Origin of the sequence: Pseudomonas sp. Pc102 (genome assembly GCF_018408275.1) — a bacterium.
GTDB lineage: Bacteria > Pseudomonadota > Gammaproteobacteria > Pseudomonadales > Pseudomonadaceae > Metapseudomonas > Metapseudomonas tohonis.
Genome location: NZ_AP021905.1, coordinates 1,448,165 through 1,470,563, shown reverse-complemented (window position 1 = coordinate 1,470,563; position 22,399 = coordinate 1,448,165). Strand labels below are relative to the sequence as shown.

At 68.9% G+C, this 22,399-nt stretch carries 14 protein-coding genes; 3 read left to right on the top strand and 11 right to left on the bottom strand.

Going from position 1 to position 22,399, the window contains the following annotated elements:
• Positions 1 to 40: 40 nt before the first annotated feature.
• Positions 41 to 1,135 carry a hypothetical protein gene (locus PHLH3_RS06930; RefSeq protein WP_213628683.1) on the top strand — a complete coding sequence of 365 codons (1,095 nt, stop codon included), beginning with the start codon at positions 41 to 43 and terminating at the stop codon, positions 1,133 to 1,135.
• 57 nt (positions 1,136 to 1,192) lie between these two features.
• Here the strand turns inward: PHLH3_RS06930 and PHLH3_RS06925 are convergent, their stop codons facing one another.
• The 4 genes from PHLH3_RS06925 to PHLH3_RS06910 form a co-directional block, all read right to left on the bottom strand.
• Entirely contained in the window at positions 1,193 to 1,762 is a 570-nt protein-coding gene (locus PHLH3_RS06925) for a DUF4166 domain-containing protein (RefSeq protein WP_213628682.1), read from the bottom strand.
• Positions 1,759 to 2,130: a 1-pyrroline-5-carboxylate dehydrogenase gene (locus tag PHLH3_RS06920; protein ID WP_173176294.1), complete on the bottom strand. Its 372-nt coding sequence runs from the start codon at positions 2,128 to 2,130 to the stop codon at positions 1,759 to 1,761. The genes PHLH3_RS06925 and PHLH3_RS06920 overlap by 4 nt, the downstream gene beginning before the upstream one ends.
• 369 nt (positions 2,131 to 2,499) lie before the next feature.
• Positions 2,500 to 4,125, bottom strand: coding sequence for a methyl-accepting chemotaxis protein (locus PHLH3_RS06915; RefSeq protein WP_213628681.1), 1,626 nt, complete (start codon positions 4,123 to 4,125; stop codon positions 2,500 to 2,502).
• A gap of 150 nt (positions 4,126 to 4,275) precedes the next feature.
• A complete protein-coding gene (locus tag PHLH3_RS06910) occupies positions 4,276 to 5,640 on the bottom strand; it encodes a CSLREA domain-containing protein (RefSeq protein ID WP_213628680.1) in 1,365 nt (454 codons plus the stop codon).
• 327 nt (positions 5,641 to 5,967) lie between these two features.
• Here PHLH3_RS06910 and PHLH3_RS06905 point away from each other — a divergent pair, with 327 nt between their 5' ends.
• On the top strand, positions 5,968 to 6,771 hold the full coding sequence (locus PHLH3_RS06905; protein ID WP_213628679.1) for an SDR family oxidoreductase: 804 nt from the start codon (positions 5,968 to 5,970) through the stop codon (positions 6,769 to 6,771).
• A 255-nt stretch (positions 6,772 to 7,026) separates the two neighbouring features.
• Here PHLH3_RS06905 and recJ read toward each other — a convergent pair whose 3' ends face one another.
• Together recJ and PHLH3_RS06895 are read right to left on the bottom strand one after the other, a co-directional pair.
• The gene (gene recJ, locus PHLH3_RS06900) at positions 7,027 to 8,742 is read right to left on the bottom strand and encodes a single-stranded-DNA-specific exonuclease RecJ (protein ID WP_213628678.1); all 1,716 of its coding nucleotides are present in this window, start codon (positions 8,740 to 8,742) and stop codon (positions 7,027 to 7,029) included.
• 89 nt (positions 8,743 to 8,831) lie between these two features.
• Complete coding sequence (locus PHLH3_RS06895; RefSeq protein WP_173176284.1) at positions 8,832 to 9,371, bottom strand: YaeQ family protein; 540 nt, start codon at positions 9,369 to 9,371, stop codon at positions 8,832 to 8,834.
• Positions 9,372 to 9,561: 190 nt separating this feature from the next.
• Between PHLH3_RS06895 and PHLH3_RS06890 the strand changes: the two genes are divergently transcribed.
• On the top strand, positions 9,562 to 11,244 hold the full coding sequence (locus tag PHLH3_RS06890; protein WP_213628677.1) for a hypothetical protein: 1,683 nt from the start codon (positions 9,562 to 9,564) through the stop codon (positions 11,242 to 11,244).
• A gap of 278 nt (positions 11,245 to 11,522) precedes the next feature.
• Here PHLH3_RS06890 and PHLH3_RS06885 read toward each other — a convergent pair whose 3' ends face one another.
• From PHLH3_RS06885 to PHLH3_RS06865, 5 genes are all read right to left on the bottom strand, one after another.
• Positions 11,523 to 12,698: a GGDEF domain-containing protein gene (locus PHLH3_RS06885; RefSeq protein ID WP_213628676.1), complete on the bottom strand. Its 1,176-nt coding sequence runs from the start codon at positions 12,696 to 12,698 to the stop codon at positions 11,523 to 11,525.
• 180 nt (positions 12,699 to 12,878) lie between these two features.
• A complete protein-coding gene (locus tag PHLH3_RS06880; protein WP_213628675.1) occupies positions 12,879 to 15,596 on the bottom strand; it encodes an AAA domain-containing protein in 2,718 nt (905 codons plus the stop codon).
• A 250-nt stretch (positions 15,597 to 15,846) separates the two neighbouring features.
• On the bottom strand, positions 15,847 to 16,536 hold the full coding sequence (locus tag PHLH3_RS06875) for a phospholipase D-like domain-containing protein (RefSeq protein ID WP_213628674.1): 690 nt from the start codon (positions 16,534 to 16,536) through the stop codon (positions 15,847 to 15,849).
• Positions 16,537 to 16,551: 15 nt separating this feature from the next.
• A complete protein-coding gene (locus tag PHLH3_RS06870; RefSeq protein ID WP_213630446.1) occupies positions 16,552 to 17,049 on the bottom strand; it encodes a rhomboid family intramembrane serine protease in 498 nt (165 codons plus the stop codon).
• Positions 17,050 to 17,099: 50 nt separating this feature from the next.
• The gene (locus tag PHLH3_RS06865) at positions 17,100 to 22,352 is read right to left on the bottom strand and encodes a DNA repair ATPase (RefSeq protein ID WP_213628673.1); all 5,253 of its coding nucleotides are present in this window, start codon (positions 22,350 to 22,352) and stop codon (positions 17,100 to 17,102) included.
• Between the last annotated feature and the right edge of the window lie 47 nt (positions 22,353 to 22,399).

Here is a 22,399-nt window from a genome sequence, read left to right as displayed (position 1 = left end):
GCACCGGAAGGATTCGCCACACGACAACAAGGAGATGTCCATGCGCATGCGCACCCTGCTCGCCCCGTTCCTCGCGGGTCTCGCCTGTTTCGCCCAGGCCGCCGACGTCCAGGTCAGCCTGGGCAGCCAGGAACGGGTCACCCGCCTGTTCGCCTACCCCAACAACTGCAGCGTCATCTGCTACCGCGACTGGACCCTGGAACAGACCGTGGAGCACTACCTCGGGCAAAGCCTGAAGCGCGATGGCATCGCCGGCGGCCAGGTCAAGGTGGGCCGTGACGACAAGGGGCTCTACGCCCGCTTCAGCGGCGTGCCCGCCGACTACGGCCTGCCCCTGGTGCAGCTGCTGGATGCGGGCGATCTCGCCTACAAGGGCGCCAGCCAGCTCAACACCGATGGCAAGTGGCAGTACAGCTGGTACCTCTTCCTGCCCCTGGGCATGGCCTTGGAGAACCGCCGCAGCATCGAACTGCTGCACTTCCCGCCGGATTACTCGCTGACCAGGGCCCAGGACTACCTGGAGTCGGCCACCACCGACCGCTGGGCCGACCTGCTGGAGCAGAACGGCGTCGCCGCCGACGATACGCCCGGCTACCAGACCATCATCGACATCGCCCCCATCGCCGCCCCGGCCAGCGCCGGCAGCGACCTGGAAGGCGTCTACAGCTACTTCACCCCCTACCAGACGCGCATGGTCGAGCAGCTCACCAAGGGCAGCCCGGCGCTGCCGATGGTCGCCTTCGGCGGGCCGGTGCGCAGCTGGATCAAGCAACAGTACGGCACCACCATCGGCGTGCTCGGCCTCGGCACCATCAGCCCCGCAGCCGACCAGAAGGTGCCGGTGCTGGGCAGCAACCACCCCAGCTACATTTGGTACGCCGCCGACCCGGAGAACTACGACGGCGACCAGGCCAAGGCCGATGCCGCCGGCCTCAAGGTCATGGGCCAGGACATCACCGTCGCCTGCTGGCAGGCCGGAATGGGCAAGGACCACAGCGCCAACCCGAGCAGCACGCTCGACCGCTGCAAAGAGAAGTGGCTGGTGACCGACAAGGTGCAGACCTGCGAGCTGTTCTACACCTCCATCCGCAAGCTGGACGCGGACAAGGCGAAGGAGAAGTGCACGGCGCCGTGAAGCCCGTATGAGCCGAAGACAGAGGGGTCGCGGCCTGCCCGGCGACCTCTCCCGGGCTCAGGCGCCCCCTGCGATACCGGCGGGCAGGAGCTCCAGGCCGCCGCAGTAGGAGAACAACTCCCCCAGCCCCGGCAACGAGAAACCGACGTAGAAGTGATAACGCCCGCCCTCGATGCGCTTGTAGGCGGTGGTACGCGGCAACAGGGCCAGCGGAATGCGGATGCCCCGGACCCAGGCCGCAATCGGCACCCAGCGCCAGCCACCGTCACGGGTATCGACCTTCAGTGCCAGGCGCAGGGCACCGGTGCATTCCTCCCAGTGCCCATCCGGCCAATGCCCCACGGGGCGGAACAGGGAAACCAGGGTGGCGGAACCCGCGAAACGCCTGCTCCAGTGCAAGCCCGACTCGTCGCAATGGATATCCACGCGCAAGGGCACGCGCCGTGCACCGAGCGGGATGCCCAGTTTTCCCGCCAGCCGACGCCCCAGCCACCCGGCGAGACCTGCGCCCGTCGCCAGCTCCACCTCGCCTTCGAGCACGCCACCCTGGCGATGCAGCCGCTGCAGCAAGGGGTGCAGCCCGATGAAGCCCTCGCCGAACCAGGACTCGACCCGGTCCGTGCTCATCGCCCGTCCAGTTGGCGGCGCACCGCCTCGTCGTTGAGTTCGTCGCCGATGTGCACCCGCACCCGCCGCCCGCCGACGCCTGCACCGAGCTCGTGGAAGATCCGCTCCTCGACCTGGGACAGGCCGCCTTCGGTCATCTCCATCGGCTGCACGAGAATGGTGGGCGCCATGGACATCCACTTGCCACGCAGCATCAGCTTGATCGCCTGGCGCAGCGCGACCCTGGCTTCATTGAACTGCCCGACCAGCAACCGCTCGGTACTGAAGCTCGCATGCACATCCTGCTCGCGCTGGGCCTGGAGCTCGCGGATCAGCATGCGGTTGCGGTAGACGCGGACGTACAACGTCGGCTTGAGAAGATCGAACACCATCGCTCCTTGGAAGACTGTGAACCCCGCGCCACGACCGGCGCCCGGCAACGCTATGCCGCCGCCCGGCCGCTTGTCCAGAGGCCTACAGCTGTTCGTCCGTGGGAGTGGGAGATGGTTCCCATGCCGGGAAGCGGAGGGCTGGAGGAGCTTGGGAAAGGCATCGCGAATGAGTTCGCACCAGGAGGAAAAAGCAGGCGCTCGGCGCCGTGGGTCGGCGCCGAACGCAGGGGCGGCTCATGTCGGGGCCGCCCCGTGAAGAGCTTCGCGAATGAATTCGCTCCCACGGAGTGAAGCTCGGCTCCCGGTGGCGAGCACCTCCGCGCGGTGGATGCCGAAAGCGACATCCACCGCGCGGGCTTGCCCACCTCAAACGCTGAACCGCGCCACCAGCCCCTTCAGGTCCACCGCCAGGCGCGCCAGCTCGCTGCTGGCCGCCGTGGTCTGGTGCGCACCGGCGGCGCTCTGGATGGACAGGTCGCGGATGCTCATCAGGTTGCGGTCCACCTCGCGTGCCACATGGGCCTGCTGCTCGGAGGCCGTGGCGATCTGCATGTTGCGCTCGTCGATGGTGCCCACCGCCTCGGTGATCTCCTGCAATGCACGCCCTGCCTCGTCGGCCGAAAGCTGCGTGGCCTGGGCCTGGCTGTTGCTCGCCTGCATGGCCTGCACCGCCGAATGGGTGCCGGACTGGATCGAGGAAATCATCTTCTCGATCTCCAGCGTCGAGGTCTGGGTGCGGTGCGCCAGGGCACGCACTTCATCGGCCACCACGGCGAAGCCTCGGCCCTGCTCGCCCGCCCGCGCCGCCTCGATGGCAGCGTTGAGCGCCAGCAGGTTGGTCTGCTCGGCGATGGAACGGATGACATTGAGCACCTGGCTGATATCCACCGCCTGCTGGGCCAGGCCCTGGACACGTGATTCGGTTTCCTGCACCTGCTGGGAAAGATGACGGATGGCATCCAGGGTCTGGGCCACGCGCTGGTTGCCCAGGTTCGCCGCCTCGCTGGACTGGCGCGCCGACGTCGAGGCCGACGCCGCGTTGCGCGCCACTTCCTCCACCGCGGCGGTCATCTGGTTGACCGCTGCGGCGGCCTGCTCGATCTCGGAATTCTGCTGCTGCAGGGTCAGGCTGCCCTGCTCGGTGACGCTGGTCATCTCCTCGGCCGCCGAGGCGAGCTGGATCGAGGAGTCGGAAATCTGCCGGATGGTCTGCCGCAGGTTCTCCTGCATGCGCCGCAGCGCCTCGCTGAGGCGCGTGGCCTCGTCCTGCCCGCTGACTTCGACGGTGCGGGTCAGGTCGCCCTTGGCGATGGATTCGGCGAAGCGCAGCGAATCGCCCAGCGGCCGCACGATGCTGCGGGTCAGGGTCATGGCCAGCGCCACGGTCATCGCCAGGGCCAGCAGCACCGCGCCGATGACGATGCTGATGCTGGTGTCGTAGGCATCGCCGGCGGCAACCCCCGAGCGCTTGACGCCAGCGGCGTTGAGGTCGATCAGCTTGGTCACGTGCTGCTGGTAGGTCGTCGCCAGGTCGCGTTGGCCGCCGTTGGCCCAGAGCAAGGCCTGGGCGGGGTCGCTGCCTTGCAGGTCGATCAGCTTCTGCAACCCCGTCATATAAGCCTGCAGGGCCTGCGCCGAGCCATCGAACACGCGCTGTTCTTCGGCACTGGTGATCATGTTGCGGCGGTAGTGCTCGCTTTTCTCGGTCAGGGTCTGGCGTGCGCTCTGCAGCTGGTCGAGCGCGTTGCGCTGTTCGGCGGGGGTGGTACTGGCCAGCAGCCGCAGGCTCTCCAGGCGGACGTGCAGCAGGCTGGTCTGGATGTCGTTGGCGGTCTGGATGGAGGGTAGCCAGTTGGTCTCGATGTCCTGTTCAGCACCCCGCAGCACATGCATCTGCTGCCATGAGAAACCACCGAGGACGATCACCAGCAGGGTGATCAGGGCGAAACACAGGGAAGCGCGCGAAGCGATGGTGATGGATCGTATGGACATGGCAGTACCTGCGGGTTGGGGTCTCGCCAGCGTCCCTGCCGATTCGGATTGCAGCTTCAGTCTTATCAGCCGAACAGGCCCGATCCTGAAATTGCTTTTTCTTATCGACGCGTCAGGCTTGAAACAATTTGCAAAAAATCTGCCTGCGCCTCAGGGCTTGGGCCGCTCATAGGCACCCAGGTCGCACAGCGCCATGCCGTCGCCATCGCCATCCCGTGGCCGCATGGAACCGCGCTGGTCCTGCCGGGTGCAGGAGCCGACGCCGGTGTCCACCGCCGGGCTGCGAGGGCGCAGGGCATGGGTCGGCAGGCTGGAACCATTGGCCGCCAGCGGATAGAGCACCCGGGTGAAGGCCTCGGCATCGTTCACCTGGATGTCGGCGGTGCAGTTGCCGGTATCGGTGCCCAGCAGCAGGCCACTGGCCTGGTAGCTCGCCGTATCACCGCCATTGGCGCAGTTGGCGACGCCGATGGATTCGTTGCCGTTGCCGACGATCAGGCTGTTGCGAACCGACAGACGGCCATGGTTGAGCAGGCCGAGGGTGAGGTTGTCGGCGATGGTGACGTTGACCAGTTGCAGGCTCGGCGTACCGGCGAACATCGGGTAGTCGGAGCCGTTGGCCACCACCGCGTCGTACTCCCCCTCGCCGTTGGCGTTCTTGCCGGAGACGGTGACGTTGGCCAGCCTGAGCACACCGTTGCCGTCGTTGCGGATGACCACGCCGGGCCCGTCGGCGCGGTGATGGAGAAAGGCGCTGCGGGCGACATCGGCGGTGCCGGTGTTGAACAGCGCCCCGCCGAGGGCGACCACGTCGTCGCCGTTGGTGACGTTCTCGCTGAACAGGCTGTCGCGCAGGGTCAGCAGCCCGCCGTTGAAGATCGCGCCGCCCAGGGCGCGCCCTGAGTCGCCGAAGTCCGCGCGGTTGCGTTCGAACACCGAGCTATGGACCTCCAGCGTGCCTCGATTGGAGATCGCGCCGCCGTCGCCATCGTAGAAGCCGAAGCTCGCGCGGTTGTCCTGGAATGCCACGCGCCGCACCACCAGGTAGCCGAAGTTCTCGATGGCACCGCCGTTGCGGGTGGTGCGGCCGTTGCGCAGGGTCAGGTCCTGGAGCCGCAGGGTGACGCCGAGGTCGACCTCCAGCAGGCGGTCGATGCCCGAGCCATCGATGACACTGACCCCCACCCCCGCCCCCACCAGGGCCAGCTCGCCGGCACGCAGGTCGAGGTCGCCGTTGAGGTTCAGGTCCTCGTCGAGGATCTCGCCCTCCTCGCCCAGCGCCGGCGGCAAGGTCAGGGCATAGGTTCCGGCGGGCAGGAGGATGCGGTTCTTGCCACCCAGGCGGTTGGCGGCCTCGACCGCATCGCGCAGGGAACAGTCGGCATCGCAGCGGCCATTGAAAACGTCATCGGTGCGGGTCACGTGGAAATCCCGTGCCGCTGCCAGGGTCGGCAGCGCGAGCAGGGAGGCGAGCATCAGCGAGGTGGCCAGGCGCGGCCGGCAGCGGTGGGACATGGCGAGTTCCTTTCGGCGACAGCCGGTCATTGGCCATGGCAGCGGTCGCCCTGTCGGCCACCGCATCGGCGTGGCCCGCATCCGCGTCCTGCCATCCTGGCGACCACGGAAAATGGACCGGCCAGCGGGGCGCCGGTTCACGGCCGTTCATCCGGCCACCGCCCTCGCACCACCACTCGTCCGCCAGCGCAGCACAGGCTGGAATCCGTTTGTCGCTCCGCTTGAATGACGGTGATGCTCCGCTTGACAGCTAAAATTATAGTCATAATATAAATCGTGAATTACATGCATCATATAAACATCCCTTACCCGTTCCGGAGATCCGCAATGAGCTCGCACAACCTCAAAGGCACCGCACTGATCACTGGCGCATCCTCCGGGATCGGCGCCACCTACGCCGAACGCCTGGCCCGCCGCGGCCTCGACCTGCTGCTGGTGGCCCGCGACCAGAAGCGCCTGGACGAACTGGCCCAGCGCCTCGGCGGCGAATACGGCGTGAAGGTCGACACCCTCAAGGCCGACCTCACCCAGCGCGCCGACCTGCGCGCGGTCGAACAGCGCCTGGCCACCGACGCCGCCATCAAGGTGCTGGTCAACAACGCCGGCGTGGCGCAGAACGGTACGCTCGCCGACGCCGACCTCGACCAGGTCGACTCGATGATCCAGCTCAACGTCACCGCTCTCACCCACCTCTCCGCCGTCGCCGCCAAGCGCTTCGGCGATGCCGGCGAGGGCGCGATCATCAACCTCGCCTCGGTGGTCGCGCTGATCCCCGAGATGTTCAACGCTACCTACAGCGCCACCAAGGCCTACGTGCTGAGCCTGACCCAGACCCTGAACCACGAGGTCGCCGCCAAGGGCGTGCAGGTGCAGGCCGTGCTGCCGGGCATCACCCGCACCGAGATCTGGGAACGCTCCGGCATCGACGCCGCGCACCTGGACCCGAACATGATCATGGAAGCCGGCGAGATGGTGGACGCCGCGCTGGCCGGCTTCGACCAGGGCGAACTGGTCACCATCCCCTCCCTCCCCGACGCCGCCGACTGGGCCGCCGTGGTCAGCGCCCGCACCAAGCTCGGCCCGAACATGTCCCGCAGCAGCGCCGCAGCGCGGTACAAGACGGCGGGGTGATGGAACGGCCACGGGGGCCGTTGATAAGGAGCGAGGCCGATCGCGACTGAAGTCGCCCCTGCACAGGGCAGGGGCATGACCGCTGCGTAGGGTGGAGGTCGCTTTTTACCTCCACCGGGCGGAGTCGAACGTGGCACACGGCTGTGCCTGTACACGGGCGTTCGGCAGGGCTTCGAAATGGCTGGGGGGTCAGAGAAACGGTGGGCTGAAGCGCCACCCTACGCCCCCATGCCCACCCTGTGCCTGCCGGCGCGATCAGCGTGGCGCGATGTGCGCCACCATCAGTTGCACGCTTTCCTGTCCCCGGTATTCGTTGACGTCCAGCTTGTAGGCCAGCTCCGCCCAGCGCACGGTCGGGTTCGGCCACTGGTCGCGGTCGATGTTGAAGGCGATGCCATCGAGCTGCAGCGACCCGCACTCGGTCTTGAGCACCAGCTTGAGATGCCGTTCGCCGACCAGGCGCTGTTGCACCACCTGGAAGATGCCGTGGAACACCGGCTCGGGGAAATGCTGGCCCCAGGGGCCGGCCTGGCGCAGGGCGCGGGCCAGTTCCAGGTGGAATTCCTGGAGGCTCAGCTGGCCGTCGGAGAGCAGGCGACCAGTGAGGTCGTCCTCGCTCAACTGGCGGCGCACCTCGGCGTCGAAGGCCGCGGCGAAGGCGCCGAAGTTTTCCACGGGCAGCGACAGGCCGGCGGCCATGGCGTGGCCGCCGAACTTGCTGATGAGCCCCGGGTGGCGGGCCGCCACGGCGTCCAGCGCATCACGGATATGGAAGCCCTGCACCGAGCGCGCCGAGCCCTTGAGCAGCCCCTCGCCGGCGTCGGCGAAGGCGATGGTCGGGCGGTGGTAACGCTCCTTCATGCGCGAGGCGAGGATGCCGATCACGCCCTGGTGCCAGTCCGCCTCGAACAGGCACAGGCCGAAGGGCAGGTCCTCCAGCGGCAGGTCCTTGAGCTGGGCCAGCGCCTCGCGCTGCATGCCCTGCTCGATGGCCTTGCGGTCCTGGTTGAGCTGGTCGAGCTGCACCGCCATGTCGCGCGCCAGGGCCTCGTCCTCGCAGAGCAGGCATTCGATGCCCAGGCTCATGTCGTCCAGGCGGCCGGCAGCATTCAGGCGCGGCCCGAGGATGAAGCCCAGGTCGGTGGAGGTGATGCGCGCGGCCGGGCGGCCGGCGACCTCCAGCACCGCCTTGAGGCCGGGGCGTGCACGGCCCGCGCGGATGCGCGCCAGGCCCTGGTGCACCAGGATGCGATTGTTGGCGTCCAGCGGCACCACGTCGGCGACGCTGCCCAGGGCCACGAGATCGAGCAGCTCGGCGAGGTTGGCGTCGGGGCGGCCGGTCCGGGCGAACCAGTCCAGCTGGCGCAGGCGCGCACGCAGGGCCAGCAGCACGTAGAAGATCACGCCGACCCCGGCCATGGCCTTGCTGGGGAACTCGCAACCCGGCTGGTTCGGGTTGACGATGGCGTCCGCCGCCGGCAGCTCGGGGCCGGGCAGGTGGTGGTCGGTGACCAGCACCTTGAGCCCGGCGGCCTTGGCCGCGGCGACGCCATCGACGCTGGAGATGCCGTTGTCCACGGTCACCAGCAGGTCGGGGCGGCGCTCCAGGGCCACGGCGACGATCTCCGGGGTCAGGCCGTAGCCGTATTCGAAGCGGTTGGGTACCAAATAGTCGACGTGGGCCGCGCCGAGCATGCGCAGGCCGAGCACCCCGACGGTGCTGGCGGTGGCGCCGTCGGCGTCGAAGTCGCCCACATAAAGGATGCGCTGGCGCTTCTCCAGGGCCTCCACCAGCAGCTCGACCGCGGCGTCGATGCCCTTGAGCTTCTGGTACGGGATCAGCCGCGCCAGGCCCTTGTCCAGTTCCTCGACCGATTGCACGCCACGGGCGGCGTAGAGGCGGGTCAGCAGGGGCGGCAGGTCGCCGAGGTCAGGCAGGGTGGCGGGCAACGGGCGGGGATCGATATGCATGCGGCTCAGTCTTCAGGCTTGCGGGCGGGCGCTGCCGCCGTGAAACAGGGGGCCGCCCGGGTGAGCCGGGCGGCCGCGTGGGGCGGTGATCAGCGCTCGCCGGCCAGCCACTCCAGGGGAATCTCGTGCTGGCCACGTTCGTCGGTCACGAACAGCTCGCCGTCGCTGATCATCACGCTCCAGTTGATCGAGCGCGGCAGGTCCTTGGCCAGGTTCTCCAGGGCCTGCTGGTCGATGCCGACCACATTGATGTTCTTCAGGCTGCGCACGCCGTCCAGCACCTTGGTCTGCCACACGCGCAGGTTGCCGTAGGCCACCAGGCTGAAGCGCTCGGTACGGCGCGAACACCAGGTGATGCGCTCGGCGTCCGGCTGGCCCACCTCGATCCAGTGGAGGACGCGATCATCGAGGCTCTTCTCCCACAGCGCCGGCTCGTCGACGTCCGACAGGCCACGGCCGAAGGACAGCTGCTCGTGGTACCAGAGGGCGTAGGCGATCAGGCGCACGGCCAGGCGCTCCTCGGTTTCCGAGGGGTGCTTGGCGACGGTGAAGCGCAGGTTCTCGTACACGCTGCGGTCGAGGTCGGTGAGGTTGAGTTCGACTTTGTAGGGCGTCGCTTGCAGGGCCATGTGCGGGCTTCTTGGTTAGGCGAAAAGGCGGCAAGTCTAACCCGAAACCCGCTGCCGCGCCCGGGCGCCATCCGGCCGTTCGGCGCCCTGGAAATGCGCTCGGGTTCCCAGCCCGCGCGACTCGGGGTTGCCAGCCGGGGGCGGCCCCCTTTATAAGCCGGCCCGGTCCGCACTTCAGGAAAGGAAGCCAATGGAAGCGTTCATCATCGTGGCCGGCATCGTCGCCCTCCTGGCCGTGGCGCTGCTGCGTTCGGCCCGGCGTGCCCGGCCCACCCGCGTCAGCGCCGAGGGTGCCGCGCAGATCAACCGGGTCGCCCTGCTCACCCTGCTCGAACCGCACCTGGGCCACCAGCTGGCGCAACGCCTGGACGGCGAGGCGCGGCAACTGGCCATGCACCAGGTGGCCCCGGCCCTGCTGCTCGCCGGCGACCGCGCCCTGGCGCTGGAAGCCCTCGCCGAGCTGAAGGCCGGCTACCGCCAGTCCGCCCTGGAATCCATGCTGGAGAACCTGCTGGAGACGGCCGACGCCCTCGCCGCCCTCGACCTGCTCGAGGCCAGCGCCAGCCCCCTGCCCGAAGCCCCGCTGCTGAGCATCCCGCTGATGGCCGCGGCCGGCCGCACGGAGCAGGGCCGCCAGTTGCTCGACAGCGTCACCGCCGGCCAGGAAGGCCAGGTGGGCCAGGCCCTCTCCGCCCGCCAGAACCTGCTGCTGGCCGGCCTGCAACGCCAGCTGGAACGTCCCGAGGCCGCCAGCCGCAGCCTGGAGCGCGCCCGCGCCATGCTCAACGTCCCGGTGCAGGAGGCCCCCGGCGACTTCCAGGCACTGCTGCGCGAATGCCTGGCCCAGGAACGCCTCGACCTGCTCGGCGAGCTCGCCGTCACCCCCGACGCGCTCCTGGCCAACGACGCCGTCACCCTGTTGCTGGAGAACAACCGCGAAGCCCAGGCCCTGGAGCTGCTCGCGCGCCCGGACATGCCCCTGCACGCCCTCGACTGGCACGGCATGCTGCGCCTGGCGCTGGACGGCGAACGCCCGCAACTGGCCGAACGCCTGCTGGCCCTGGCCCCCGAAGGGATGCAGCAGGACCTGCTAGCCGACCTCATGGCCTGGCATGCCGGCCATGCCGACACCGCCCGCGCCGATGCCCTGCTGCGCGCCAGCGGCCTGGACGGCACCGACGCCACCTGGCTGTGCCTGGAACTGGCGGGACGTTGCGCCGAGGCCCAGCCGGCCTGGAGCGCGGCGCTGCTGCACCAGGGGCTGGAAGCCATGGAGACCGTGGACGACGAGACCGACTGGATTCGCCTGCGCCTGCTGGCCCTGCGCAGCCGCCTGCAGGGCGACCCGGCCCGCGACCCGGTGCGGATGACCGCCGACCTGGAGGAATTCGACGCCCTGCGCCAGCAACTGGAATGGGACGAACAGCTGGACCAGGCCTGCCACCTGGCCTGCCTGCAACACCGCCTGGGGCTGCAGGACGCTGCCCGAGAGACCCTGGACAAGGCGCTGGCGCACTGGGAAGCCCAGGAGATCGAAGACCCGGACGAACGCACCTGGTACCTGGAGACGCTGGCCGAAGCGGCCATCGCCATCGACCAGGCGGAGCAGGCCGCCACCCTGCGCGACCGCCTGCTGGAACTGGGCGGCGACAGCCGCGACCTCGACGCCGCGCTGCTGCGCCATCACATCGACCAGGGCCGTTATCCACAGGCCATCGCCCTGCTCGACCTGCGCAACCTGATGGCCCCCGAAAACCCCCTCGCCCGCCTGCGCCAGGCCATCGAACGCCTGCGCCCGGAAGCGCCGCAGCGGGCGGATGAGCTGCAACAAGAGTTGCTCGATGCCCTCGCCAACGGCGCCTTGGGAACCTAAGAGCGGCGGCGCTGCGCGCCGCTTGGCGACTGAAGTCGCCCCTACACAAAGCGCTCGTGCCACCGCTGGGACGTGACCGCTGTGTAGGGTGGAGGTCGCTTTTTACCTCCACCAAGCGGAGTTGAGCTCGGCACACCGGCAATGCCTGGGATTCCGCATTGATGGGTTTCGCGAAGCTCGCGGAACGCCGCCCGACCCATCCTACGAATTGGCCACGTGACCCGACGCATGCGACTTGAGCCTGTTCCTCACGCGGCGATGGCCACGCAGCCGGTTCTTCAGCTGCCCCGGGCGGGGCGGGTGGGAATGGCGGAGTGGTAGTGCTCCACGCGATTGCGCCCCTGGTTCTTCGCCTCGTAGAGCGCCTTGTCCGCCAGGGACAGCAGCCGATACAGCTCGTGCCCGGCCTGGGACGAGGTGGCGATGCCGATGCTCACGCTGAGCCGCCCGGGCCCGAGGAGGTCGCTCTCGGCGAATTCGCGACGGATGCGCTCGGCCACCAGCGTCGCGGTGGCCGCATCGGCGTCGCTCAGCAGGCAGGCGAACTCCTCGCCGCCGATCCGGCCGAACACATCGTGCTTGCGCATGCGCGCGGAGGTCACCGCGCAGAAGCCCATCAGCACCTCGTCGCCGGCCGAATGGCCGAAGGTGTCGTTGAGCCGCTTGAAGTTGTCGAGGTCGCAGAGCAGCAGCGCCACCGACTCCTTGCGCGCCGCGCAGGCCTTGAGCAGCGCCTCGCCGGAGGTCATGAAGGCACGCCGGTTGCCGATGCCGGTGAGCGGGTCGCTGAAGGCGGCGTGCTTGTACTGCAGCTCGGTGCGCTCCTTGACCATCGCCAGGGTGACGAAGGCCATGCCGATGGCGTAGAGCAGCGTCTCGAACACCATCACCGCGAAGAAACCGGTGCTCTGCCCGTCCACCGCGGCCTGGAACGGCACGCCCCGGTCCACCACCAGGCGCACGCCATAGGTGGCGAAGTGGATCAGGTGCAGCGCCAGCGCCGGCTTTATGGACACCTGCAGCTCGTGCCGCGCGCGCCACAGCTCCAGGCCGGCGAGCAGGGTGTAGCCCAGGGTCAGCGCCGTGCCGACGAAGACCCGCGCCGGCAGCGATTCATAGAAGGCCGGCACGCTGCAGAGCACGGCCCAGAGCAGCGGCCCGGCGAGGATGCCCGGCAGGTGCGCGCGGCGCCCGGCGAACACGCGCATGGCCGTCCAGTTCATGGCGCAGCTGAACTGCAGCACGATGTTGCCGAGGAGAATGGGCACCAGATCGATGTTCATCCCGCGCAGGCTGCCGAGCACCGTGGCCAGCGCGCCGAGCAGCAGCATCAGGCTCAGGTAGCCGAGGGTGGGCTCGGGGCTGCCCCGGCGCCAGGCGCGGCCCGCCAGCAGGCCGAGGAGCATGAGGATGTAGACGTCGACCAGCACCAGCGTGGGGATGTTCAGCGCCATGACGCCACTCCATGGCGAACGATCGCCGCCCCGGAAAGGGGCGGCGGGCTGGAGTGACGAGCGACGGCGTGCATGGTGGTACCGGAAAAGGCAGCGAATGAAAATGTGACCTGCGTCGCACTTTACGCGTAACCGTGTGCGCCCGCCACGGCCTGCCGTCGGCCAATGGCCACCCGCCATTCACAGCCGCAGCAGCAACGCCTCCAGGGCCACCTGGGGCTGCAGCTTCCATACCGCATAGCTGAGCGGGATCATTTCCAGCCCGGCGCGGGCCAGCACCTGGTAGCGCTCCAGGTCGAAGACGTCCTCGCTGGCGCCGGGGTAGCCGATCAGGTCGATGGCCAGCACCCGCTCGCCGCGCTGGCAGAACAGGTCCAGGCAATGCCCGGCCACCGGGTAGCCGGACCAGACGCGCACGCCCTGCGCCTGCAGCGCCTCCGCCACCTGCTGCTGGAAGGCATCCACCGCCTGGCCACCGTTGTCGTGGCCCTGCCCCTGCTCCAGGCGCTCCAGGTAACGCCGCAACAGGTGGCCGGGGGCGAACTGCCGCTCGTCGCCGCTGAACAGCAGCATCTGGTGCTCGCGGGCACGGGTGATGGCGACGTTGAACATGTCCTCGCGGTTGAGGTAGTGCGCCGCCTGGGCGCCGGCTCCGTCGATGGCGAAGCTGAGGATCATCAGGTCGCGCTCCTCGCCCTGGAAGCCATAGGGCGTGGCCACGCGCACCCGGAACTGCGCCAGCAACTCGCCCGGCAGGCGTTCGGCGAGCAGGCGCCGCAAGTGTTCCACCTGGTCGCGGAAGGGCGAGAGCAGGCCGACGCTGGGCTTGACCTGGCTGTCGCGGTAGCGGCCGACATGCTCTTCGAGCAGCTCCAGGGCGCGCTGCGCCTCCACCGGGTTGTGCCCGGCCGGCACGCGCTGGCCCTCCAGCCGGTGCAGGCTGAGGCTTTCGGCGGCGAGCTGCTCGGGGCGCTCCTTCATCACCCGGATACGGCCGTTGTAGAAGGCCTCGTTGCTGAAACGGATCAGCGCCGGGCGGCCGCGGAAATGTTCGTCGAGGAAGGTCAGCGCGCGCTGGCTGGCCAGGCGTTCGCCCACCAGGTCGAGCAGGCTGTTGTCGCGGTAGCTCCAGGCCTGCTGGTCGCTCTCCGGCAACTCGGCACGCTGCAGCAGCTGGCGCTCCTGGGCGCGGGAGAGGAAGGACACGTGGCGCAGCTGGCGGCTGTCGCCGGCCACCACCGCGCGCTTGCAACGCTGCAGGGCCGGCAGCGCACTGGCGATGTCGCACTGGGTGGCTTCGTCTATCACCAGCACGTCGAACAGCCCCTCGCGCAACGGCAGCACCTTGTGCAGGTCGTCCAGGCTCACCACCCAGATGGGGAAGGCGGCGAGCAGGCGCGCCGGGTCGAGTTCGTCGAACAGCGACTGCTGGCGCTGCGAACTGCGCGCGCGGATCGCCTGGTTGTAGCGCACGAAGGTCTGCCGGTCGCTGTCCAGCAGCCGTTGCAGGCGTTCGACCCGCAGGCTGTCGATGTACTGCCGGCTGTGGGCCTCGCGGCGGCGCTGGCAGTCGCGCAGGTCGTCGAGTACCTGCCAGTGGCGCACGCTGCCGCGCACCCGTCGTTCGACCCAGGGCACCTGCAGCCAGCGTTGCCAGAAGGCCAGGGCGCCGCGCTCGGCACGCACCAGCAGGCCGCTCCAGCGCAAGGCCTGGCGGCTGCGCTTGTCGAAGGCCCGGGACAAGGCGGCCTCCTCGTCCAGCAGGTCCTTCAATGCGCGCTGCTGGCGCGCCACGGCGCCCTCCTCCAATGGCGGCAGCTCGCCCTGCAGCAGTTGGTCGAGGCGCGAACGCAGGGTGCGCAAAAGTGATTGCTCCTCCACCTGCAGCACGCCGTCGCGCAGGCCGAGGTCGTCGCGCAGCTTGTCGGCGATCACGGTGACCGCCTGCTGGCTGCGGCTGACCAGCAGCACGCTCTCGCCCTGCAGGTGGCGGTCCAGCGCCAGCGCCGCGAGGGTGTAGCTCTTGCCGGTGCCGGGCGGCCCGGCGACGAAGCTCAGGGGGTAACGGGTGGCGTTGGCCAGGGCCTGGCGCTGGGCCAGGCTGAGGGAGGCCGGCAACGCTTCCGGGCGGCTGGGGGTGCCGAGGATCGTATTCTCCTCGCCGACCGCATCCTCGCCCAGCAACTGCCGCAGTGCCGGCGAATGGCGCTCCGCGCCCTGCAGCAATTGCAGTTCATGAAGAATGCCGCGGCTGCCGGCACCGCGCTCGGCCAGGGCCACCAGCGCCGCGGCGCGCAGCGACAGGCGTTGCGCAGCCATGGCCTTCTTCAGGGTCGCGGCGCCCTCCAGCACCGGGAAGGCGCTGGCCGGCAGCACCTCGCCGACCACGGTGAAGCGTTGCAGCCAGGCCATCAGGTCGGCCAGGTAGTGATCGTCCAGCGCACCGCCGGGCAGCGGCAGGCTTTCCAGCCCCGGCTCGGCATCGGCCTTGAGCAGCTGGCGCAGCAGGCGGCGGTTGAGCTGGGGCTGGGCGAGGTCGATGGCCAGGCTAGGCGGCGCGCCCTCGCCGAGGCTTTCCAGGCGCGCCTCGAAGTACACCAGCGGCGCGCAGTGGCGCACCGTCCTGCCTTCCGCATCGCTACGCCGGCCGCACACCGGCAGCACGCCGTAGATCAGCTGCAGCTCGCGCTGGTAGAGGTTCTGCTGCTGCAACAAGTGCTCGCCCAGCTCGGCCGACAGCGCGGCGAAGGGCAGGGCGCCGCTGGCCAGCTCCTCGCGCCCGTCCAGCCAGCCCCAGCGCTCGGCCTTGAAGGTACTGACATCGTCCAGTTGCAGTTCGCGGCTATCGGCCTGGTAGCAGGCGCGGTAGAAGGACAGGCGTTTCGCGATCGACGGCATGGGGCGTCCCGGGCGGTTTCCAGCGGCGCATTGTGCCGGAATCAGGGGGATGGGCTGAATCGGCGGATGCGGATTTTGGGGGATGGATTCACGGTCGGGGCACTTCCGGGGCGGCGCTACGCGCCGCTTGGCGACTGAAGGCGCCCCTACGAAAACGGCGGTGCCGGGCTGATACTCGCGAGACGCCCGGGACTTCGCATCGATGGGTTTCGTGCCCCCACCCATCCTGCGAGCGCGGTGCCGCGCCCGGTCAGCGCGGGGCGTAGCGCTTCCAGAGTTCTTCGAACTCCGCCAGGTAGCTGCCCACCAGTTGCGCATTGTCGATCACCAGCAGGTTCTCCTCGTTGCTGGTGCTGGCGCTGCGGGTCCAGTTGAAGCTGCCGTTGAGCAGCAGGCGACCGTCGAACAGGGCGAACTTGTGGTGCATGTGGAACGGGCTGTCGTCGATGCGCAGCGGCACGCCGGCTTCCAGCAACTGGCGGATGTCGCTGCCTTCGTCGAACTGTTTCTCGTTGTCGCTGATCACCCGCACCGCGATGCCACGCTGGTGGCAGGCGAGGATCTCGCTGCTGAGCTGGTCGTCGGAGATGGTGTAGACGCAGATGTCCACGCTCTGCCGCGCCTGGCGCAGCAACTCGCGGATCTTGCGCCGGCATTCCTCGCCGGGGCTGAAGTGGGCGCTGGCGAGGGTGCGCACCGGTGCTGCGCTGACGTCCAGGGTCTTGACCACCTGCTCCAGCCACTTCAGCGCCGGCAGGGTGTTGGCGGCATCGGCCAGGGCCAGCTCGCGCACCAGGTCGAAGGCGCGGTTGCGCAGGTAACGCACCTGGTCCGGGCCCAGCTCACTGCCCAGCTGGCGCAGCTCGTCACGCTCCTCGTTGCTCAGTTTCAGGTCCAGCAGGCTGTCGCGCAGCTGCTGGTCGAGTCCGTCGAAATCCATGGAGCCTCCCTGTCTTCAGGTTGTGCGGCGCGGCCTGGCCAGGGCGGCATAGAGCCCGCCACAGAGCGCACCGGCGATGTGGTATTCGAATGAAACCCCGGACTGCGGCAGCAGGCCGGAGACCCAGCCGCCGTAGTAGAACAGCACCAGCGCGGCCACCAGCAGGTCGAGCCAGCTGCGCTGGAACCAGGCACGCACCAGCAGCAGCGCCCAGAGGCCGAACAGCCAGCCGCTGGCGCCGACGTGCATGCCGGTGCGGCCGAACAGCCAGACCAGCAGGCCGCTGCCGAGGATGATGCTGGCGCTGGCCAGGAGGAAGGCGCGGATGCCGCCGAGCATCGCCAGCCAGCCGAGGACCAGCAGGCCCGGCAGGTTGCTCGCCAGGTGCACCCAGCTGCCGTGCAGCCAGGGGGCGAAGAGGATGCCGAGCAGCCCGTCCAGGTGCCGGGGCAGCAGGCCCCAGGCGTTCAGGGCCTGCCCGCTGAGGCTGTTGGCGAGCTGCAGCAGGAGCATGAGCCCGGCGATGCCGGCGAGCAGCCGGATGCGCGGGCCGGCCCGGCGGGTCACGACGACTCGCCGCCCGGTGCCTTGCCGGCGCCCATCATCTCGCCGAGCTGGTTGAGGCGATTGGAGATGTCGGTGATGCGGTGGTGGGTGCGCAGGTCGACGTCGATCTTCTTGTCCATCACCCGGATCAGCGGCAGGAAGCTGTTCTCCAGGCTCGCGGCCAGGCTCTCCAGTACCTCGCGCACGCCCTGCTGGGCCGGGGCGACCACTTCGACCTCGAGGTTGGCCGGCTTCTGCACCAGCTTCTCCAGGGCCGCCAGCAGTTCGCGCCAGGGCATCTGGGCATCGGCCGGGGCCTCCTCCGCTTCGGGCTGGCGGGCCAGGCCGCGCACGCCTTCCACCAGGTCGTTGAGCTGGGCCACCACGCGGCCGCCGACATCGGTGTCGCTGCCGCCCATGGACTTGTTGCGCATGAAGTCGCGCTTGATCTGCGCCCAGCGCTCGGCCTGTTCCGCGCTCTGGTTGCCGCGCAGCTCGGCGAGCTTGAGCAGGTTCTCCTCGGCGCCGGTGGTGAGCAGCTGCGACTCGCCCTGGTAGTGGTCGGCCAGGAGCTGCAGCAGCTCGGCGTCGTTCATCACGGCGGAGATCTTCTCCGCCATCTTGTTCATGTTGCGGTAGCTGCCCTGCAGCTTGAACGGCGGTTCGGTGCGGTACTGGTCGGCCTGGGCGGCGCTGGCGATGTACTGCTGGTTGACCTTGAGCACCACGTCGCGCACCTGCATCAGGCGCTGCAGGGTGGTGGTGATCTCGTTGATCTCGGCGCCGCTGTAGCTGTGGCTCAGCTCGTTGGCGGAGAAGGGCTTGCCCTCGGCGCGGGCCACGAAGCGGTAGACGTCGGCCATGTCGCGGGTGGCCAGCGGCGCCAGCACCGGGTTGGAGGTCAGGCCGTTCTCGATGTAGCTGAGGGCGAAGGCGTCCTGCATGCCGCCCAGGGTGTCGCCGAGGTTATAGATGTCGGCGCGGTTGGCGAGCATGTCGGGGATGCGGAACACATCGCCCGACTCGGTGTAGGGGTTGCCCGACATCACCACGCAGAACTTCTTGCCGCGCATGTCGTAGGTCTTGGTGCGGCCCTTCCACACGCCCTCGATGCGGCGCGTGCCGTCACAGAGCGAGATGAACTTCTGCAGGAACTCCGGGTGGGTGTGCTGGATGTCGTCGACGTAGAGCATCACGTTGTTGCCCATCTCCAGCGCCAGGTTGAGCTTCTCCAGCTCCTGGCGCGAGGTGGCGTCGGGCGCCTGGCCCGGGTCCAGCGAGCGCACCTCGTGGCCGAGGGCCGGGCCATTGATCTTCATGAAGATCAGGCCGAGGCGGTGCGCCACGTATTCCATGAGCGTGGTCTTGCCGTAGCCGGGCGGCGAGATGAGCATCAAGAGGCCCATCAGGTCGGTGCGCTTGTTCTCCCCGGCGGTGCCCATCTGCTTGGCCAGGTTGTCGCCGATCACGCCCAGGTAGACATCGTTGATCAGCTTGTTGCGCACGAAGGAGCTGAGCGGGCGCGGCTTGAACTCGGCCAGGCGCAGGGCCTCGCGCTCACGGCCGATGACCGCCTGGCGCAGCGCCTGGTAGCGCTGCAGGCCGGGCAGGAAGCCTTCGCGGTGCTGGCGCAGGCGGGCGAAGAAGTCGTCCACCGCCAGCTGCAGGCTGTGCTCCTGGATGCGCGGGTGCTCGCCCATCAAGCCGGTGACGACGAAGCGCAGGTCGACCTCGGTGACCCGACGCGGGAAGTCCTCGGCCAGCAGCGACAGCGCCACCGCCTCGGGCAGGTAGTCCTGCAATGCGCCGTACTCCGCCTCGGAACACAGACCACGCAGCCAGTTGCCGGCCAGCGCCCACTGCGCCGCCGGGCGGCCGTCGAGGCGACCGAGCGCCTGCTGGTAGTCGTCCCACATGCGCGCGCCCTGCAGGCGCAGCTTGAGCGCCTCCTGCAGCTGGCGGGCGTACTTGCTGAAGGTGAATTCGATGCGCTCGGCGGCCAGTTCGCTCACCAGGTATTCGGCGGCCTCCCGCACCTCGGCCGGGGCCAGGCCCAGGGGCTCGGTGGCGAGGAAGGCGTCCATGGCGGCGGCGATCTCCGCCTGCAGGTCGAGCAGGCCGTCGCGGCGGCCGAACAGTTGCTGGATATGGCGGCTGGTGCGTGCCCGCTCCGGCCACTGGGCCGGGCCTTCGGCGGCGCGTTGCAGGTCCCAGTAGAGCGCGGCGAAGGCACGCGGCAGCGGCCCGTGGCGCAGCAACCCGGCGCTTTCGCGCAGCGGCAGCAGCTGGGCGAGGATGGCGGCGGCGTCGTGATCGTGGATGCCCTTCTCGTAGCCTTCCCTGTAGCGCGGTGCGGCGAAGTCGCGAATCACCCGCGCCAGCTCCTCCGGCTGCCCCAGCCATTGCTTGAGGCCGTCGAGGCTGAGGTTCTCCTGCGAGGCGTCGGCGGCGTCGAGCACCTGGCCGGCGAGGTATTCGGCGCGGTACAGGCGTTCGGACTCGGACTCCAGCGATACCTGCCAGAAGGCCTTGAGGGTTTCCAGCTCCGGGTCGCGCAACGGTTCGAGGAAGTCGGTGCCGGTGAGGTGCAGGTAGAGCGCCTCGCCCCGGGGCATCAGGGTCAGGTCCAGCTCCTGGGTGTTGACGCTGAAGCGGTGGCGCGGGCCGAGGCGGATGACGTTGCCGCCCTCCTCGAACAGCTCGCTCTTGTCGCGCAGGGCGCGCACCGCCTGGTCGCGGGCGCCCTTGAGGCGGGCCTCGACGTCGTCGGCCTTGACGCTGTCCTTGAGCTCGCGCAGGCGCTGGGCCAGCTCACGCAGCTTGAGGATCAGCGGGTCGGCGGCGAAGAAGGCGTTGAGCTCCTCGGCATGGGTGAATTTGGCGGTGCGCCGGCCGAGGCTCTCGAGGATGCGCCGGGCGGCGTCGAGCAGGCCCTGGGCCTTGCGCTGGCGCTCGTCGAGCAGGGATTGCTTGTGGGCCTCGAAGGTTTCCAGCAGCTCCTCGCGCTTGGCGAGGATGTCGCCGAGGAACTGCTCGTGATCGCCGAAGCGGCTCTCCAGTTCCTCCAGCTGCACCAGCAGGCGCGACAGCTGCTCGTCGCAGCGCTCGGGGTCCTGGGCCTGGGCCAGGGCGCTGGTGATGCCCTGGCCGAAGAGTTTGAACTGGGCACCGAACTGGGCGACGGTCTCGGTGGAGCCGAGCCCCTTGCGGCGCTGCTCGGCACGGGCCTTGGCCTGGTTGAGGCGGGCGTAGATCTCGGAGATGGACTCGATGATGCGGGTGCGCTGGGTGGCGTCGTCGATCTGCAGCGAGGCCATCAGGCTGGAGAGCATGTCGAGGTCGGCGGCCATGGCCTGCAAGGCGGCCAGGGGTGCCGCCAGCTGGGCCACGGTCTCGGCCTTCTGCGCCTCGGCGTCGAGGGTCTCCAGGCGGGTGACGAAGGGCTGCAGGGCCTGCTCGCTGGCGAGGAAGGTCGCGGTGGCGGCGGCAGTCTTCGCCTGGGCCTCGAGCAGCTCGGCCTCCATGGCGTCGATGCGCGCGACATCGATGTAGCGGTAGTCGCGGATGGTCAGCAGCAGGCCGCGCTGGGCGGTGATGCCGTTGAGCGCGTCGACGAAGCTCTGCGCCTGGTCCCAGCTGTCGGGCAGCAGGCCGTCGAGCAGGGCCTTCTGCTTCGCCTCGGCGCCGGCCATGGCCTGGTCGGACTGGCGGCGGATGCTCTCGACCTTCTCGTATTCGTCCAGCACCAGCTCGGACGTGGCGGCCACCTCGCGCAGCAGCGGCGCCAGGCCGTCGAGCTGGTCGCTGCCCAGCCAGTGGTAGACGTCGAACAGGCGGCGGGTGTTCTGGCACAGCAGCGAGTAGCGCTGCACCGAGACGGCGGGTGCGTCGATCTCGCGGCACAGGTCATAGAGGTCGGAGACGCCGCGCACCAGCTCGGCGTTGCCGATGCGCCCGAGGAAGCCGCTGCGGGCCGGCTGGCGGGCGGCGAATTCCTCGGTGCAGAAGGGGGTCTGCCAGACCTGCATCGGGTGGATGCGGGTGGGCTCGTCGCCCTCGGCGGCGAAGATCACCATGCGCCCGTCCTCCAGGCGCGCGTAGCCATGGCCGAACAGCGGGTTCTGCAGCTGGCGGTTGATCATGTTGTAGGTGAGCAGCACCGCGCGGCCCTGCTCGGGGTGGTAGAAGACGTACTGCACGTCCTCGCCGTTGGGCGAGCGCACGGCGCGCTTGAAGCGCATGCCGTCCATGGACTGCTCGAAGGTCTTGTACTCGCCGCTCTGCAGGTAGTAGCCGCCGGGGAAGATGATGCCGTGGTCTTCCGGCAGCTGGACGCAGGCCAGGCCAATGGCGTCGATGCGCTCGACCTTGCGGGTCAGGCCGTTGAACACCAGGTAGCGCCACTGCTCCTCGCGGTAGGGCAGCACCTTGAGCAGCACCAGGCTGCCGAGGCGGGCGAACTCCACCTGGGCGTCGTCGAGGGACTGGGTCTTGTCGAGCACCTCCTCGCGGTAGATGCCCAGGCCATCCTCGGTGTTGTTCTCCACCTTGATGGTGAGGTCACCGCCGATGGTTTCGACGAACACCGTGTCGAGGATGTTCAGGTGCGGGAAGCGCCCCTGTACCACCATGTCGCGGGTGGCCTTCTTCCATTCGAAGTCGAAGGGCGCCGGCAGGGCGATGTCGCGCTCGCCCCGGTTGTCGATGTAGCGCACCTCGCGGCCATCGGCGGAGATGGACCAGCGGAACACGCGGATGTCGCTGATGCGCTCGCCGATCTGGAAGCTCGCCAGCAGCTTGCCGTCGCGGATGGCCAGCTGCAGCAGGCGGGTGTTCTTGTAGTAGGTGTAGAGCTCGTTGAAGTCGTTGACGAAGCCCTGGGCCGCGAGGAACGAACCCTCCAGCGGCACCGGCTCGGCTTCGTAGCCCTCGCCCTCCTCCACCAGGCGGTAGAGGGAGAACACGTCGGCGACATGGGTTTCCTTGCGCAGCCCGATGAACACGTTGTAGCCGAACAGCAGGCAGTCGCCGACCTGGACGATGTCGCGGGCGATGCAGTTGTTCTCGGTGCGGATGCGCACACGGCCGATGACGTCCATGCGGCTGTTGCCGAACTCTTCCAGGCGCTTCTGGTTGAGGGCCTCGGTGGTCTGCCGCAGGCGCTGCCCCTGGTCCTGCAGGCGCTTGTGCAGCACCTCGTAGGCGCCGCCTTCGGCGACGGCCTTGTCCAATACATCCTGTGCGGGGGTTGCGGCGTGTGCATCCGACATCGTGGTCTTCCTGAATCTGCGACGCTGTTGAAAGAGCTGCCGTTGTG